Below are 16,818 nucleotides of genomic sequence, written 5' to 3' on the forward strand. Positions count from 1 at the left end.
ACAGATCGTTTGTGGAAGGGCGATCAGGTGTGCCAACGGCGGGCGGCGGCGCGGTGTGGTGCATCTGATCGTCAGGGCCGGCGTTGACTGCGCAGGGTGCACACGACGACCCTTTGAGGCATGCTCCGTCACCGATCGCGCGAACGGAGTCGCCGACCCCGTTGCCGATCAGATGCACAACCGGCCCTCAGGGCGCTGGCCGTGCATCTGATCGCGCGCGTGTCCACATGGTGGAGATGATCAGGCGACGACGTCGTTGCATCGGTCGGCGTGAACCGTCGTGTCCGGGCGCCTGATCGTTTCTGCGGTAGCGATCAGGCGCACAAACGGAGATCAGGTGCGGACGTGGGGGGCGGTGAAGACGACGCGGCCGTCGATAACGGTCATCTCGATGCCCACACCGGGCAGTTCGGACGGCGGCACCGTGCGCGGGTCGGTCTCGAGTACACACAGGTCCGCCACCTTTCCCGGCTCCAGCGACCCCTTCCATGCTTCGGCGCCATCCTGAAACGCGGGGACGGTGGTGTAGCAGCGCAGTAGCCGCGTCATCAGATCGGGGTTGGGGTCGGTGTCGGCAGCGCCCAGCAGTGTCGCCGCCGCGGCGATCTGCACTCGCCAGTCGGGCGGTAGCACTGGCCCGTCGCTGCTGAGCGTCACCGGCAGACCGCTGCCGAGAATCTCGCTTAGCGGCCAGGCCGTCGCGGCCACATCGTCACCGAGCACGGCGGCGACCATCGGGGCGGTGGCGACGGCGATCCCCGGCTGGGTGGTGATCCCGATTCCGAGTTCGGCCATCCGAGCGACCTGCGCGGAGGTGACGAGGTCGGCGTGGACGGCATAGTGGCGTGCGCCGGGGCCGTATCGGTCTTGGCAGTCGGCTACGGCGTCGGCGAACACCTCCATGCTGCGGTCGCCGGTGGCGTGCACGCCGATTTGCAGTCCACGGGCATGAGCCAGCGCCACCATCCGGCGGAATCGGTGCTCCCGCTCGTTGTCGTCAGCACCCTCGACGAGCAGCCGTCCAGTTGTGTCGTCGTCGTATCGATGACGGGTCCACGCCGAGCGCATCGGTGGGATGCCGTCGGCGAAGATCTTTACCCCGGTGACGTTGAGCCAACGCGGGTCGGATGCGGGTACCTCGGTGTCGAGCCCTTCCTCGAAGTCCTCGATCCGGCTTGGTCCGTCGAGTAGACCGAACAGTCGCAGCACTGTGACGCGTGCCAGGAGGTCGCCGTCGGCGGCTAGGGCGGCATAGGTGTTGAGCACGGCCTGGGAGAAGCAGCCGGTGTCGCCGTGGTCTTCCCCTGGCCCTAGGCCGGCTTCGGTGTAGCTGGTGATGCCGAGCTGCGCGCAGACTTTTCCGGCCCGCATGATCGCCGTGCGTCGCCCGGCTTCGTCGTCGATCCGGGCCGGGGCCGCCGTGGGCGGGGCGAAGCCGCCGGAGCCGATGAGGGTGTGTGGCCAGAGCGCACCGAGCCAGGTGCCGTGGAGGTGGGAGTCGTTGATTCCGGGTATGACGGTGCGTCCGCTCAGGTCGATGTGGCGGGTGGCGGCTCCCGCGTGCTGGGCCACCTCGGCGTCGGTGCCAACGGCGACGATCTGGCCGGCACGCACAGCGAGGGCGGTTCCGGTCCGGTCCGCGTCGTCAAAGGTCAGGACGGTTCCACCGGCCATGATCAGGTCGGCCGTGGGGTGGATTCGGTCGATGCGGGCGACGGTCACCGCGGCTCCTTGCAGGGATGGACGCTTTTGTTCAACATATGTAGACTAACCGAAAAATTTACCGCCTCCGGACGGAAGTGGGGCACATGCCGTTACCGACCAAAACCGCGGCCGCGGTGTTATCCGAGCACGGCCGACCACTCAGCCAGCAAGACGTGCCGCTGCCGGAAGACGTCGAGCCGGGCGCCGCGCTGGTGCGGGTCACCTGCGTGACACTCTGCGGAACCGACGTACACCTGTGGAGCGGCGGCATGACCTTCCCCGGCATGCTGCCGATGATCCTCGGTCACGAGATGGTCGGGGAGGTCGTGGCTGCCGGACCCGGCACCGTGGACACACTGGGACGTGCCATCGCCGCGGGCAACCGCATCGGTTGGTCGGAATCCACGTGTGGCAGGTGCTACGGGTGCACCATCCTGCGTGAGCCGGTGGCCTGCTCTGACCGCGGCTACGGGTTCCGCCAGCGCAGTGACCAGCCGCCGTATGCCACCGGTGGCCTGGTGGAGTACTGCTACGTCACCCCGGGTGCGGCCAAGCTGCTCCTGCCCAACGACGTCAAGGACACCTGGGCGGCCATGTCGGGGTGTGCGGCCAAGACGGTCCTCCGTGCGGTCGACCGGTGCGGGGGGATCCGGGCCGGGGCGAGCGTCGTGGTCCAGGGGGCCGGCGCCCTGGGAATCTTCGCCACCGCCGTCGCGCGGATCTCGGGGGCCGGAACGGTGATCACCGTAGGGGGCCCCGACGACCGGCTGGCCGCCGCCACGAGGTTCGGCGCAACCGCGACGGTGTCGGTGGACCTGACCGCCGAACAGCGCATCGCTCGGGTGCACGAACTGACCAACGGTGCGGGCGCCGACTACGTCTTCGACTTCGCCGGGGCGCCAAGCGTCGGCGCTGAGGCGATCGCGTTCGCCGCGCAGCGCGGCACCATCGCGATCGTCGGTTCTACGGGTCCGCAACCCACCGAGGTCTCGCTCGGGACCATCATGGGCAAGGAGTTGACGGTGGTCGGCTCGCTCAACGGTGACATCGCCGATTACTACCGAGCCGTGGAGTTCTTCCGCACCTTCGCCGACCGGCTCCCGTGGGACGAGTTGTTCAGCCCGCCGGTCGGGCTCGCGAAAGCCAGCGCCGCGCTCGAGTCCATGGAACGTCTCGGGCAGATCAAAGCCGTGATCGATCCGAGGTTGTCCGCCGCTGACGGCGCCGGGGCCCGCTGACCGGAACCCCGGACAAGATCGTCGCCGCGACATGCCGCGGCCTCGACGTGATGGAGGAGAGAACTGTGGACGCAACGAGTTCCACGCCGATCCCGCAGCGCCGCATCGGGGCCGACGGCCCCCTGACCGGCGTGTTGTCGCTCGGCTCTTGGCACACCTATGACCGGATGGATTTCCGCGACGCCGTCACCATGCTCCGGACAGCCGTCGATAGCGGCATCAACCTGTTCGACGTGGGTGTTTACGGGTTTCCGGGTGGGCCTCAGTCCTACACCGACATCATCTTCTCGGCGATGGTCCGAGGCGCCGGGCTGCGCCGCGACGAGTATCTTCTGTCGTCGAAACTCTGGCTGGAGGGATACCCCGAGCACAGTCTGCGGGCCCAGCTGGAGAACGCCCTCTTCCGCGTCGGTGCCGACCACGCCGATCTGGTCATCCTCGGCGACCTACGACGCGACGGCATCGACCTGCGTCAGCTGGTGGTGGATCTGGCCGACCTGGCCGACGCCGGCTTGATCCGTTCGTGGGGCGTGAACAACTGGTCGGCAACGAACATCCAGACGTTGATCGATCATGCGGCTAGCGCAGGCTTGCCCGGGCCCGCCATCGCGCAGCTCAAGTACAGCGTGTCCCGCCGCGCCATCCCCGACGGGGAACCGTTCGAGCGGATCTTCGCCCAGGGCGTCACCTTGCAATCGTCGGATGTGATGGAGGGCGGGGTTGTCCTGGGCAAGGATTCGCGGCAGGTAGGACGCGATCCCGGTGACATCCGCCAGCGCATCGCCGACTCGGCCGCCCAGCTCAAGGGCATCGCGGATCAACTCGGGGCAAGCCCAGCTCAGGTGTGCGTCGCGTTCACGCTGACCCACCCGGCCAACACCACCACCCTGTTCGGCGCCACCAGCGTCGAGCAACTGAACGACAACCTCGCGGCGGTCGACCTGGTGCGCCGCGTGGGCGGCGCGGAGCTGCGAGCGCTGGTCGATCCACTGTGGGTGGACAAAGGTGTGGTCGACCCGGAGGGGCCGTGAACGCGCTACCGATGGATGGTCGGCGCCGGCCAGCCGTACGTGCGCCGTTCGACCCTGAGCTGGCCGCCGCGGCGGATCGGATGCGCGCCGGAGCCGAGCCGCCCGCCCTCACCATCGATACGCTCGCCGAGGCGCGGGTGTCCATGGCGACGATGAACCTGGGGTGCGACGAGGCCGTTCGTGGGCGTGACATCGAGTGGGAAGACCACACGGTGCCCGGGCCGCCGGGACAGCCGGACATCACGGTGACCGTCCTGCGCCCGCGCTCGGCCACCGCCGCCGCGCCGGGCCTTTACAACATCCACGGCGGCGGCATGGTCATGGACAACCGGTTCAGCGATCTGCCCCGCATGGTGGAGTTGATCGACGAGTTCGGCTTCGTCGCGGTGACGGTCGAATATCGGCTGGCCCCGGAACATCCGCATCCGGCGCCTGTGGAGGACTGCTACGCCGGGCTCGTGTGGATGGCCGAGCGTGCCAGCGAGCTGGGCATCGATCCGTCGATGCTGGTGGTCATGGGGGGTAGCGCGGGTGGCGGCCTCAGCGCCGGCGTGTGTCTACTGGCCCGTGATCGAGGTGGTCCGGCGGTGGCGGGGCAGATGCTCCTCTGTCCGATGATCGACGATCGCAATGATTCGGCCTCCACGCTCCAGTACGGGGAGCACGGTGTGTGGAGTCGAGCTAGCAATGAGCTCGGATGGACGTCGTTGCTGGGCGATGAGGCCGGCGCCGAGCAGGTATCGCCATACGCGGCGCCGGCCCGGGCGACCGACCTGTCGGACCTGCCACCGGCGTTCGTGGAAGTGGGCGCCGTCGAGATCTTCCGAGATGAGGACGTCGAGTACTACAGCCGGCTTTGCGCCGCCGGTGTCCCGGCCGAGCTGCACGTGTGGGCCGGTGCGTATCACGGCTTCGACCGACTCGCCCCGGCCAGCGAGGTGACTAGGGCGGCCCTCGCAACCCGTTCGTCGTGGTTGCGCAGACTGTTGGGGCAGGTGCGCCCGGCCTGACCTGGATTTCGCGAGCCGGCCGGGGATTCGGATGGCCCTGCCGTGCGGCAACAGGCCCCTGGCCGCCGTGATCGTGTCGGCGATCCGGTCGCGAGGCGACGCGAATCCCGACACGATCACGGCGGTAGCAGCTAGCAGCCGGCACGAGCGTTCATGTCGTGCCCGTTGACGTCCAGCCTGGTGCGTGCCGTGACCTGTCAGCTGCTACCAAAGGCCATGGTCGTGAATGCGGGCGCGGCTGGTTCGTCGCAGTCGCCGACTGGCTGCCAGACCCCCCATTCACCTCCGGTGCCGGGCTCCTCACCCTGGGTCCACCAGCGCGCGCGGTACTCCACGCCTTGGTGGCTCACGGTGTCTCCGCCCAGGTAGACGGTGCCCGAACTCCAGGCGGGAGCCTCACAGGCCGGGGGCTCGGGCTCGGGGCCGCCTCCGCCGTTGTCGTCACCGAAGATCACGTCGTGGCAGGCGTAGAACGCATTGGGTGTGTCCGCTACGGTCCACACGGCGAGGATCAGGTGGCGTCCCTGTTTGTTCGTGGGTAGCTGGGAGGTGTGTGTGTACCTGAACGGTGGCTGGCCTTGGAACGGGACCACCGCGAACGGCTGCGGTTCGAGCATGGCTCTGGTCAGGGGTTCGAGTGGGTTGTAGTTGTTGTTGGTGATGAAGTACTCGAACTTCGACGTGCTGTGCGGTGCGGTGAAGACCCAGCTGAACTGGTGGTTTGCGCCCGCGACCAGATTTTGTGCGGGCCAGTTGCCGCCCCTGGGGTTGTCCAGTGGCGCGAAGGCCTGGTTGCCGCCGGCGCAGATCTGGCCGTCGGCCGGTCCGCCGGCCGGGAAGCCGTCCGGCCCTTCCACGCTCTGCGGTTCCCATTGGATGGGGCCGCAGTTGGTGACGGTGCCGTTGGCACAAAGTAGCTGTCGGCTGGTGGGGCTATCGGTATAACCGTGGGCCGACGCGGACTGGGCGCCGATGATTCCGAGAGCAGCCACCGTAGCGGTGCCGGTCAGTGCAGCGAGTGCGGTCCGGATCAAGGTACGTTTCATGTTCCGGTCTCTCCTTGAGTGGTGTGGTCCCCCTTGTTCGTGCTCCCCCTCGGCTCATTCGAGGCGCTCCGGCTGAGCCGGCCGGGCTCGGGCGGTCAACTAGAAATAAAACTTCCATTTCGTGACGGTCTACCACCTCCTGGTGGGTTCTCCTGGGACTTTCCGCGCGCGGCATTTACATAGGAAGGTTTCTTAATAGAGTCATCGTGGGGACAGTTGCGGATCTTGTCAAGACCCGTCTTTACACCTGGCGATGTTGGCGGTCGGCTTTGGCGACGCTCGTTGCCGGGGTCGCGACGACGCCACGTCGGCCATAAGGAGGCTTGTTGCGGTGCGGGGCTGGCCATGAGGAGGCTTGTGGTTGTGGGGGCAGCAGTGTGGAAGCTTGTTGCAGCCTGCGGTGTGCCATCAGGAGGCTTGGTGCGGTGCGGGGATGGCTATGACACTGGTTAGGTGCTCGGCACGGGCGGTGCAAGCGCCGACCAGCTCGACTCGTCAGTCCATTCCGACGACGTATCGACGTACGGCCGTAGCAGCGTGCATAGGTGGGTGTCGACCTGGCCGCTCAACGCGTCGGACGCGATCTTCCGGGCCACACCAGCGAGGAAGTCCGCCACCTGCACCCGGGGATCCGACCGCGAGTCGACGAGTGTGACATCGACGAGTGTGCTGGTCGTCCGGCCGACGCCACGGCGGTCCGTATTGAGAATCGCGCGAAGCGTGTTGACCCGGGCCGGGGTGAGGGCGGCGTGCTCATCGTGCACCACCGCCACCGAATGGCCGTCGCGGCTCCAGTACCGGATCGCCGACGCCAACGCCGGAAACAGGGGATCGAGAGCGATGATCATCCGGGGTTCGTCGAGGAGCTTGGCCCGGGCCGTGCCCGGACGGGGGCGGGCGTCTCGGAGACGTTCGACGACGCGTCGCGCCGGCGCCCCAGCGCCGTCGCCCACACGCGGCGGTACATCGTCGCCCATGTGGTGCAAGAGCTGGAAGAACGGTTCCACCGCGGTCAGGTGTGTCTGGCCATGGTGATCTTTGCCCCGGACGAGATGGTTCGCGGCTTGTAGGAAGGCCTGCCAGGTCGACAGGCCGAACTCATCCGGGCCGGCTCTGAGGAGGGTGATGGCGGCGGCCCGGGCAGCAGGCTCGGCAGACATGCCTATGTGGCTGGGTCCGTCGGCGCCGCCGAGCACCATCTCCACGACCCTGCTGACGAGGAAGGACGTCTTGTCTGTGAGGTGGACATGGGCATATCCGTGGACCGGGCCGGATGGATTGAGGAACCACTCCAGCACGGCCCGGTGCCGTTCACGCAACAGGTGATTGGCTTTGTACTCCCGCGCCGGGGAGCGTATTCGGCGGCGGGTTTCGCGGACACACTCGGCGGCGGTCTCGACGTCGAGTACCACGCTGGCATGGGCGAACACGTCGGTGTTTGCTTCGACGAAGTTCGTGCCCTCAGCGCCGGATTCGTCACAGCCGATTTCTAACGGCTCGCTTCGGTCGGGATAGTTGGTGGTCATCCCGTCACCCGCCGCCGTCATCTAGCCTGGATCAGCATCGTGCCAGATCCGGATACCGACGTCGACCGCCTTTCGATGGGACCACCTGTCCGCCGTGACCTACCTTCGGCGATGGTTGCCGCTGACCGTCGTCGCTGGCCGTTGGTCAGTCCAGCACCTTTTGTGTCAGTTCATCGACCGCGACGATGATCTCCGGGTTCTCGTCGGCCTTCGGCCCAGGTGTGTAGGTGACTCGGCGCAGGCCGCGCCGGTAGCGGAACACTCCACGGCGCGCGTGCAGATCCCAATCCACCGGCCCGCCATGATCGAAGCCCACACTGATGCCGGTGAACGGAGCCATCCCCAGCAGCTGGGGGATATTGTCCAGCTGGATCAGGCGGTCGGACCCGATGTCCACCTCGACCGCACATCGCATGGCGGCAAGCGCGGTGAACCGGACGGTCACCACCAGAGGGGTGGCGCTCGCGGCGGCCGGAAGTGGACCACTTCCACGCACCGGCCGACCGTAGGCGTTGTATGTGAGCCGAAGCTCACCGTCCTCGACGTACAGGACGTATCCACCACCCTGATCGCCGTGCGCGACGATGACCCCCTCATCGCCCATCTGATAGTCGAGGTCCGCCTCGATGACGAAGGAGCGCAGCAACGTCAGCCGGCTCGAACGGAACCGCTCCAGCACTGGGGTTCCCGGGTAGATGGTGACCGGTTCGGCCAGCGGCAGCTCGGTGGATGGGCGGGTGAAGAACATCCGGCCGGTGTCATCCAATGGAAAGACGGTGTTTGCCCACGCCGCCTCCCGCCACTGTGCGGCCAGTCCGGCCACCTTGTCCGGGTGGACGGCGGCAAGATCGTTGGTTTCAGCCGGGTCGGTGGTGATGTCGTAGAGCTGCCAGCCGTCCTCGGTGAACGGGGTCCCGGGCAAATGTGGCGCGATGATCTTGAAGCCGTCGGCGAAGTATCCGCGTTGGCCACCACACTCGACGTATTGGGTGTGATGCCGGGTCGGAAGCTCGGCGTCGCGCAAGAGGTGGTCGAAGCCGACACCATCCACGTCTTGAGTAGGTGTTCCGTGCCGCTCGGTGAGCCGCGGCACACCGGCCAGACCGAGCAGCGTGGGGGCGACGTCGGTGATGTAGGCGTATTGATGCCGCACCCCGGAGTCATCGTCGGACCTAGGTAGCCCGTCCGGCCAGGACAGCATGAACGGCACGTGGATGCCGCCGGCGTATGCGTGGCCCTTGTAGTAGCGGAAAGGTGTGTTGGACACATGAGCCCAACCCCGCGGGTAGTGCCCGTGGACCTGGGGTCCACCCAGGAGTTCCAGCTCACGTGGCACGTCGGTGACCCAGTCGCCGGGTAGCCCTGCGAGGTGTACGAACTGGCTGAAGTAGCTGCGGGTTCCGGCTAGGCCGCCCTCGCCGGTAGCACCGTTGTCGCTGGCGAAGACGATGATGGTGTTTTCGTACTCACCGAGTTCGCGGAGCGTCGTCACCAGGCGTCCAACACTCTGGTCTACCGCGTCCACGGCCGCGGCATAGACCTCCATGTGCCGGGCGAACAACTCCTGGCGGTCCGGGGGGAGTTCGTCCCATGCCGGCACACCCATCGTTTCGTCAGGGCCAGACGGCGACATCCGGGTCGACTCGGGAAACAGGCCGGCCTGGATCTGCTGGCGGAACCGTTGGCTGCGGATGTGGTCCCAGCCGGCGTTGTACACCCCTCGGTATTTCTCGATGTCGTCCGGCTTGGCCTGGACCGGGCCGTGAACAGCTTGGTGAGCGAAGTAGAGGAAGAACGGCCGGCTGGCATCGCTGGCGCGTAGGCCGTGAATCATACCGATCGCCTCATCGGTGAGGGCGTCGGTCAGGTAGAAGTCGTCCGGGTACTCCTGCACCGGGTCGGGGCTGTTGTCGCGGATCAGGCGGTGCGGGTGGAACAACGACGTAAAGCCGTCCAGCGAACCGTAGTAGCGGTCGAAACCGCGCTGCAGCGGCCAGGATCGTTTGTCAGCGCCGTCGTGCATCTGCGATTCCTTCGTCAGATGCCACTTGCCGACCATGAACGTGGCGTAGCCGCCGGCTTGGAACGACTCGGCCAACGTTGGTACGTCGTCGGCGAGCTCGAACCGGTAGCCAGGGTATCCAGGGTCCATGTGCACGACGGAGGCGTATCCGGCGCGGTGCGGGTTGAGCCCGGTGAGCAGGGCGGCACGAGACGGAGTGCACAGCGGTGTCGCGTGGAAGTTCGTGAGCCGGTAGCCGTCGTCGGCCAGGCCAGCGAGGTGAGGTGTCGCTATTTCCGAACCGAATGGGCCGATGTCGCTGAAGCCAAGATCGTCGACGAGTATCACCACGACGTTGGGCGCCCCGTCACGCGCCCGCTTCGGTCCGGGCCACCACGGCGTCGACTCGGAGACACACTCGGCGACGCTGCCCCCGAATCCGTCGTAGCCCCGGGTGGGGTACGACGTACGGGCCGGGTTCTGGGCCATCTCAGGCTCCTCTCGTGGTGCCGTGCCGCATCGGGCATGACGCTGCGTCCGCGTCGCGGGACGGCGTCGTCCCTGCATCATCCCGTGATGAACGATGCCGCCTGTTCACCGATCAGCACTGCGGGGGCGTTGGTGTTGCCGGTGGTCACCCGTGGCATCACCGACGCGTCGGCGACTCGGAGGCCGGTCATGCCGTGCACCGCCAAGGCCGGATCCACGACTGCGAACTCGTCCACGCCCATCTTGCAGGTACCAACCTGGTGGTGGTAGGTGATGGCGGTTCGGCGGACGTAGTCGCGCACCGCGTGGTCGTCGTCGACGACGTCTGGTCCGGGGTATAACTCGTAAGCGCCCCACTCGCCAGCCAGAGCCGACGTACGGCCCAGCGCCCGGCACTGCCGCACGGACGCGACGAGGCTGGTGACGTCGTCCTCCTCGGCCAGGGCGTTCAGGTCGATCAGCGGTGGGGCGGCCGGATCGGGCCCGGCCAGCCGGACGCTGCCTCGGCTGCGTGGGGTGACCATCCCGGCCATCAGCGAGAACCCGTGGTCGGGCCCGCTCATCCACGACTCGTACATCGGCACGCTGAAGTGGATGGGCTGGGTGTCGGGTACGGGTAGGTCGGGGCGGCTGCGCCAGAACAGGTGGGTCTGGGTGACGGAACGTCCCGGCCGGGGTGGTTCGACCTCCCGGGCCCTGGTGCTGAAGATCACTGGCGACAGGAGGTGGTCATGCAGGTTCTTGCCGACGCCAGGGAGGTCGGCGACGACGTCGACGCCGACGGTCCGCAAGTCGTCAGCCGGACCGATGCCGCTGCGGAGCAGGATGGCCGGCGAGCCGATGGCGCCGGCGGCGAGGACCACCTGGTCGGCATGAAGGTGCGCGAGCTGTCCGCCCGATTCGTACTCGACACCAGTGATACGGGTGCCTTGGCGTAGCAACCGGAGTACCCGGGCCCGCGTGCGCACGGCCAGCCGCGGGGAGCCGAGCACCGGCGCGGTGTAAGCGAGCCACGTGCTCAGGCGTTTGCCGTCGCGCATGGTGACCTGCTGCTCCGAAACGCCGTCGAGGTGCCCGCCGTTGTAGTCGGGGTTCTGCTCCAGGCCGAGCTCGAGCGCGGCGTCGATGATGGATTGCTGGATGGGGTGTAGCGGGGTGTTCGGCGTGACGTCGAGGAGTCCATCGGTGCCCCGCAGGTCGGATCCGGCGCCGTGGCAGCGTTCGATCTTTTTGAACACCGGCAGCACGTCGTTCCAGGACCAGCCGGTGTTGCCTAGGTCGGCCCATGTGTCGAAGTCGTGGCGGGCGCCTCGAACCCAGATCATCGCGTTGAGTGAGTGCGAGCCGCCCAGGACTCTGCCCCGTGGCAGGTGGAGTAGTCGGCCGCCGGCAAACTCCTGCGGCACGGTGTAGTAGTCCCAGTCGTCCGCGCTGTGCCAGAGCTCGCCCATGCGCGACGGTTCGTGGATGGCGGGGTTGGTGTCGGGGCCGCCGGCCTCCAGCAGAGCGACGTTCGCTCCGGCGTCCACCAGGCGTCGGGTTATCACCGAGCCGGACGAGCCCGCACCGACGACGATCACATCGGCTTGACCAGCCATGACAGGTACCTCCCCGGGAGCGAATGGTCCGACCCTGCCACGTGGGGTCGCCGCGCGGGAATCGCCGGCCGGTGAGGTTTTCGCTGGTCGACAACGGCCATGCCCACGTCGACAAGACGGGCCTGCGGCGGCGCCTCGATACTGAACCGAACGCTGGGCCTTAGAGCTGCCGCCAGCATCAATTGGCGGACGCTCTAGCCGTCCGGGCTACCCATTCGGACTGGCTGCGCCCGCCCGCTCAGGACGCGAAGGAGCCGACCACATGCCCACCCGCCTGTTCATCGACGGAGAATGGACCGAGGCGTCCGGCGGCGCCCTGCCAACCTACGACCCAGCTAGTGCCACGGTCATCGAGGAGGTCGGCGCGGCCGGGCAGGCCGATGTGGACGCGGCCGTGGCCGCCGCTCGGCGAGCGCTCGACTCGGCCGAGTGGGCCGGGCTGCTGCCTCCGCAGCGCGCCGCCTTGCTGTTCCGCCTGGCTGACCTGATCGACCAGCATCACGAGGAGCTGGCCCAGCTGGAGACGAGGGATCAGGGCCAGCCGATCGGCATTTCCCGGCAGGTGAGTGTCAGTGGTGCGGCCGAACATTTCCGGTACTACGCGGGTTGGGTCACCAAGATTCAGGGGACGACGAACCCGGTGTCGTTCCCGGACACGTTCCACTACACCAGGCGTGAGCCGGTCGGCGTGAACGCGTTGGTGACGCCGTGGAACTTCCCGTTGATGATCCTGGCGTGGAAGCTCGCGCCGGCACTGGCGACCGCTAACACGGTGGTGATCAAGCCGAGCGAGGTGACGCCGCTGACCACCATTCGGCTCGTGGAGCTCACCCAGGAGGCGGGGTTCCCGCGGGGTGTGGTCAACCTGGTGACCGGCGACGGCTCCGTGGGCGCGATGCTGAGCTCCCACATGGACGTCGATCATCTCTCCTACACCGGGTCTACGGCGGTCGGCAAACTCATCACCAAGGCCAGTGCCGACTCCAACCTCAAGCGGGTGACGCTTGAGTTGGGCGGCAAGGCACCCAGCGTGATCGCGGCGGACGCGGATATCGACGCCGCGGTGGGCGGCAACATCGCCGGGTCGACGCTCAACTCCGGCCAGGTGTGCGCGGCCTGTACCCGCTTCTATATCGACAAGAAGCGAGAGCAGGAGTTCGTGGAGAAGCTGGCCGCCGGGGTGGGGTCGCTGCGGATCGGACCCGGCTTGGACGAGTCGACGCAGCTGGGCCCGCTGGTGTCGGAGCGGCATCGGGATCATGTGGAGCGGCTGGTGGGGGTCGGCCGGGACGAGGGCGCGGAGCTGGTGGTTGGTGGGCAACGGTCCGATGGCGACGGGTACTTCTACAACCCGACGATCTTCACCGGTGTGCGGGACGAGATGACCATCATGCGGGAGGAGGTGTTCGGACCGGTCCTCGCGGTCACCAGCTATGAGGATGACGACGAGCTCACCGATCTGATCACCCGGGCCAACGACACGCAGTACGGGCTGGCGGCGATGGTGTGGACCCGCGACATCAAAACCGCGCAACGGCTCAGTGCGGGTATCAAGGCCGGTGGTGTGTTCGTCAACATGCCGGCTATCCCTGATATGGCCGCTCCATGGGGTGGGTACAAAGCATCCGGATGGGGGCGGGAGATGGGCCCGTGGGCGATCGACGCCTACACCGAGTTGAAGTCGGTGTGGGTGAATTACGGTTACTGATCGCACCGCCCTCATCCCCGTGATCGTCGCCAGTTTTCTGCCCTCATCCCCAGTGATCGTCGCCAGGATTCGGTCGCTATAGCGACCGAATCCTGGCGACGATCACCGATGGGTGGCGACACGATCTCGGCGACGATCACCGGTGGGTGGTGATGGGGTGGTGGGTGGAGAGGGGAAAGCGTCGGTGATCGATGATGCGGCGGAGTGTGCCGGCGGTGTGCCGGCGGTGTGCCGGCGGTGTGCCGGCGGAGTTCTGGCGGAGCGGGCTGCCAGATTGTATATGTTTTAAGATATGATGAGTTCGTGGATGTGTTCAGGCTTGTGAAACGGGGTAATCGATGACGTCTGCGTCGCACCTACCGCAGCCAGGCAAGATCATTGCGGTGCACGTCAACTACCCGTCGCGTGCCGCCCAGCGTGGCCGCACGCCCGTGGCGCCGTCGTACTTCCTCAAACCAGCGACGTCGGTGGCGGAGTCGGGTGTGGCTATCGAACGCCCGGCCGGTTGTGAGCTGCTGGCGTTCGAGGGGGAGATCGGCCTCGTGATCGGCCGCACTGCCCGCCGGGTGGAGCCCGCTGAGGGCTGGTCCTACGTTTCGGCCGTCACCGCGGCCAACGACTTCGGAGTGTACGACCTGCGCTACGCGGACCGCGGTTCCAACCTTCGGTCTAAGGGGGGCGACGGATTCACCCCGCTCGGGCCAACGACCATCCCGGCCGACGCCGTCGATCCGGCCCGCCTCCGCGTGCGCACCTGGCTCAATGGAGAACTCGTACAAGAGGACACCACTAAGGATCTCCTCTTCCCGTTTGGGCAGCTGATCGCCGATCTGTCGCAGCTCAGCACACTCGAACCCGGTGACGTGATCCTCACCGGCACGCCGGCTGGTGCGTCGGTTGCCCGGCCCGGCGACGTCGTCGAGGTCGAGGTCGACGCCCTGGACAAACCCGGCGGAGGCCTGACCACCGGCCGGCTCACCACACCGGTGGTAGAGGGCACGGTCACGTTGCGGGAGTTCGGGGCACTACCCAAGGTCGACGACGTCCAGCGGGCCGAGGCGTGGGGTAGCGCCGCTGCCGCCGGGCTGCCACCGGAGTTCACCCTGACCGATGAGCTGGCCGCCAAACTCGGCCGGGTGGCCACCGCTACCCTCAGCGCCCAGCTCCGCAAACGCGGCTACAACAACGTCTCCATCGACGGACTCACCTCCACCCGTCCGGACACCCGCCTGCTCGGCCGGGCCCGCACCCTCCGGTACATCCCCAACCGGGAAGACCTCTTCCGCAGCCACGGCGGCGGGCACAACGCCCAGAAACGCGCGTTCGACTCGCTGCGCTCCGGCGACGTCCTCGTCATCGAGGCCCGCGGTGAGCGCGGCACCGGGACGGTCGGCGACATCCTGGCCTTGCGGGCGCAGGTTCTCGGCGCCGCCGGCATCGTCACCGACGGAGGGGTACGCGATCTCGCCGCGGTGGCCGCGCTGGACATCCCGACGTACCACGCCGGTGGCCATCCGGCCGTGCTCGGCCGCCGGCACGTTCCATGGGACGTGGACGTGACGGTCGCGTGCGGCGGCGCCTCCGTCCAGCCTGGCGACGTCATCGTCGGTGATGGCGACGGTGTCCTCGTCATCCCACCGCACCTGGTCGAGGAAGTGGTCGACGCGGCCATCGAGCAGGAGCGCGAGGAAGAGTTCATCGCCGAGCAGGTGGCCACGGGTGCCGGCGTTGATGGTTTGTATCCGATGAACGCCGAGTGGAAGGCGAGGTACGCCGCATGGCTGACGACGCGGTGAAGGCCGGCGGGCGGCCCGCGGCCGAAGGCGCTTCGAAGTCCGAACGTGCCTACCAGTGGATCGCGGAGCGGATCGGTACTGGTGCCTACAGTCCGGGCTTCCGGCTGGTGTTGGGCCAGATCGCCAAGGAACTCGACGTCAGCGTGGTGCCGGTGCGGGAGGCCATCCGCCGGCTCGAGGCGGAGGGTTTGGTGACCTTCGAGCGCAATGTCGGGGCGCAGGTCGCGATGGTCGACGAGACCGAGTATCAGCACACCATGCAGACTCTGGCGCTGGTAGAAGGGTTCGCTACAGCGCTTTCCGCGCCGGCGTTGCCGGCAGAGGCGCTGGCCCGGGCGCGCGAGGTCAATCAGCACATGGTCGAGTGTCTCGACCATTTCGACCCGCACCGCTTCACCGAACTCAACCGCGAGTTCCACGCCGTGCTCTTCGAGCCGTGCCCCAACCCGCACCTGCTCGATCTGGTCCACCGCGGTTGGGGCCGGCTCAAGACTCTGCGCGACTCCACTTTCAGCTTCGTGCCGGGCCGAGCGCACGAGTCGGTGAAGGAGCACGAGGCGATCCTCGACCTGATCGAGCGTGGGGCGCCCTCGGTCGACGTCGAGCTGGCGGCCCGCCAGCACCGCTTGGCCACGCTGACGGCATTCCTGGAGAACCGCGGCGCTCATTGAGACGGATAACCGCGCCACGACTGAGCATGCACAGAAGGGACGATAATGAGGTTCCGCTCTAATCCCCATGCGATCGTTGGATCGATCGCCCCGGTGATGACCCCGTTCACCGACGCCGGTGAGGTCGACCACGAGAGCCTGTCCAACCTGGTCCGCTGGCAGCTCGCCGCGGGCTCCCACGGCATCTCCATCGGTGGTTCGACGGGGGAGCCTAGTGCGCAGACGGTGGCCGAACGGGCAGCGGCGATCCGTACCGTGGCGGCGGCCGTGAACGGCGACGTCCCGTTCGTGCCCGGAACAGGCTCGGCCAAACTCGACGAGACGATCGAGCTGACCGCGGCCGCCCACGAGGCCGGGGCCGACGCGGCGCTGATCATCACCCCGTATTACGCGCGGCCCACCCAAGAGGCGCTCTACCAGTGGTATGTCGCGGTCGCCAAAGAATTCCCGGACCTCCCCATCGTGGCGTACAACGTGCCCAGCCGCACCGCGGTCGACATCGCGCCGGAGACGGTGGCCCGGCTCTACCGCGACCTCGACAACTTCGTCGGCATCAAGGAGACGACGAAAGACTTCGAGCACTTCTCCCGTGTGCTGCATCTGTGTGGCAAGGAACTGCTGGTCTGGTCTGGCATCGAACTGTTGTGCCTGCCGCTGCTGTCGCTCGGTGGTGCCGGCTTCATCAGCGCCACGGCCAACATCGCTCCCGCGGCGACCGTGCAGATGTACAACGCGTGGCAGGCCGGCGACTTCGAGCAGGCTCGCGAGATCCACTACGGGCTACATCCCCTCGTCGACCTGCTCTTCGTCGAGACCAACCCGGCGCCTGGCAAGTGGGTCCTAGAGCAGCGTGGGCTCATCCGGTCCAGTCACGTGCGCCCGCCACTACAGCCGCCCACCGCGGCCGGTGTCGCGCGGATGCGAGAACTGCTGGCCCAGGGCGAGCAGTACCTCACCCCGGCCGACGGACACCAGGTGGGCAGCTGACGAACACGAGGT

12 protein-coding genes and 1 pseudogene are annotated in these 16,818 nt (G+C 67.3%); 7 read left to right on the forward strand and 6 right to left on the reverse strand.

Annotation, left to right across the window (positions count from 1 at the left end):
• Positions 1–333: 333 nt before the first annotated feature.
• A complete protein-coding gene (locus G8760_RS03340) occupies positions 334–1,722 on the reverse strand; it encodes an amidohydrolase (RefSeq protein ID WP_207781969.1) in 1,389 nt (462 codons plus the stop codon).
• Between the two features lie 86 nt (positions 1,723–1,808).
• On the opposite strand from G8760_RS03340, the gene G8760_RS03345 reads away from it, so the two are divergent.
• The 3 genes from G8760_RS03345 (at position 1,809) to G8760_RS03355 (ending at position 4,983) form a co-directional block, all read left to right on the forward strand.
• Complete coding sequence (locus tag G8760_RS03345; protein WP_166346558.1) at positions 1,809–2,942, forward strand: zinc-binding dehydrogenase; 1,134 nt, start codon at positions 1,809–1,811, stop codon at positions 2,940–2,942.
• 65 nt (positions 2,943–3,007) lie between these two features.
• Positions 3,008–3,973, forward strand: a complete 966-nt coding sequence (locus tag G8760_RS03350) for an aldo/keto reductase (protein WP_207781970.1) — start codon at positions 3,008–3,010, stop codon at positions 3,971–3,973.
• A gap of 80 nt (positions 3,974–4,053) precedes the next feature.
• On the forward strand, positions 4,054–4,983 hold the full coding sequence (locus G8760_RS03355) for an alpha/beta hydrolase (RefSeq protein WP_425502274.1): 930 nt from the start codon (positions 4,054–4,056) through the stop codon (positions 4,981–4,983).
• 197 nt (positions 4,984–5,180) lie between these two features.
• Here the strand turns inward: G8760_RS03355 and G8760_RS30720 are convergent, their stop codons facing one another.
• From G8760_RS30720 to G8760_RS03375, 5 genes and pseudogenes are all read right to left on the reverse strand, one after another.
• A complete protein-coding gene (locus tag G8760_RS30720; protein ID WP_343074361.1) occupies positions 5,181–5,438 on the reverse strand; it encodes a carbohydrate-binding protein in 258 nt (85 codons plus the stop codon).
• A pseudogene (locus G8760_RS03360) lies at positions 5,430–6,017 on the reverse strand (lytic polysaccharide monooxygenase auxiliary activity family 9 protein); the annotation flags it as partial. The gene G8760_RS30720 and the pseudogene G8760_RS03360, both read right to left, overlap by 9 nt.
• A gap of 461 nt (positions 6,018–6,478) precedes the next feature.
• A complete protein-coding gene (locus tag G8760_RS03365) occupies positions 6,479–7,555 on the reverse strand; it encodes a DUF3800 domain-containing protein (RefSeq protein ID WP_166346564.1) in 1,077 nt (358 codons plus the stop codon).
• Positions 7,556–7,700: 145 nt separating this feature from the next.
• Positions 7,701–10,046 carry an arylsulfatase gene (locus G8760_RS03370; protein ID WP_166346567.1) on the reverse strand — a complete coding sequence of 782 codons (2,346 nt, stop codon included), beginning with the start codon at positions 10,044–10,046 and terminating at the stop codon, positions 7,701–7,703.
• Positions 10,047–10,123: 77 nt separating this feature from the next.
• The gene (locus G8760_RS03375; protein ID WP_166346570.1) at positions 10,124–11,644 is read right to left on the reverse strand and encodes a GMC family oxidoreductase; all 1,521 of its coding nucleotides are present in this window, start codon (positions 11,642–11,644) and stop codon (positions 10,124–10,126) included.
• 262 nt (positions 11,645–11,906) lie between these two features.
• Between G8760_RS03375 and G8760_RS03380 the strand changes: the two genes are divergently transcribed.
• From G8760_RS03380 to dapA, 4 genes are all read left to right on the forward strand, one after another.
• Positions 11,907–13,352 carry an aldehyde dehydrogenase family protein gene (locus tag G8760_RS03380; RefSeq protein ID WP_166346573.1) on the forward strand — a complete coding sequence of 482 codons (1,446 nt, stop codon included), beginning with the start codon at positions 11,907–11,909 and terminating at the stop codon, positions 13,350–13,352.
• Between the two features lie 338 nt (positions 13,353–13,690).
• Entirely contained in the window at positions 13,691–15,148 is a 1,458-nt protein-coding gene (locus tag G8760_RS03385) for a fumarylacetoacetate hydrolase family protein (protein WP_166346576.1), read from the forward strand.
• On the forward strand, positions 15,130–15,819 hold the full coding sequence (locus tag G8760_RS03390) for a GntR family transcriptional regulator (protein WP_166346579.1): 690 nt from the start codon (positions 15,130–15,132) through the stop codon (positions 15,817–15,819). Before G8760_RS03385 ends, G8760_RS03390 begins: the two co-directional genes overlap by 19 nt.
• 45 nt (positions 15,820–15,864) lie before the next feature.
• A complete protein-coding gene (gene dapA / locus G8760_RS03395) occupies positions 15,865–16,806 on the forward strand; it encodes a 4-hydroxy-tetrahydrodipicolinate synthase (RefSeq protein ID WP_166346582.1) in 942 nt (313 codons plus the stop codon).
• The last annotated feature ends 12 nt before the right edge of the window (positions 16,807–16,818 follow it).

Source organism: Phytoactinopolyspora limicola, assembly GCF_011320225.1.
GTDB classification, from domain to species: Bacteria; Actinomycetota; Actinomycetes; order Jiangellales; family Jiangellaceae; genus Phytoactinopolyspora; species Phytoactinopolyspora limicola.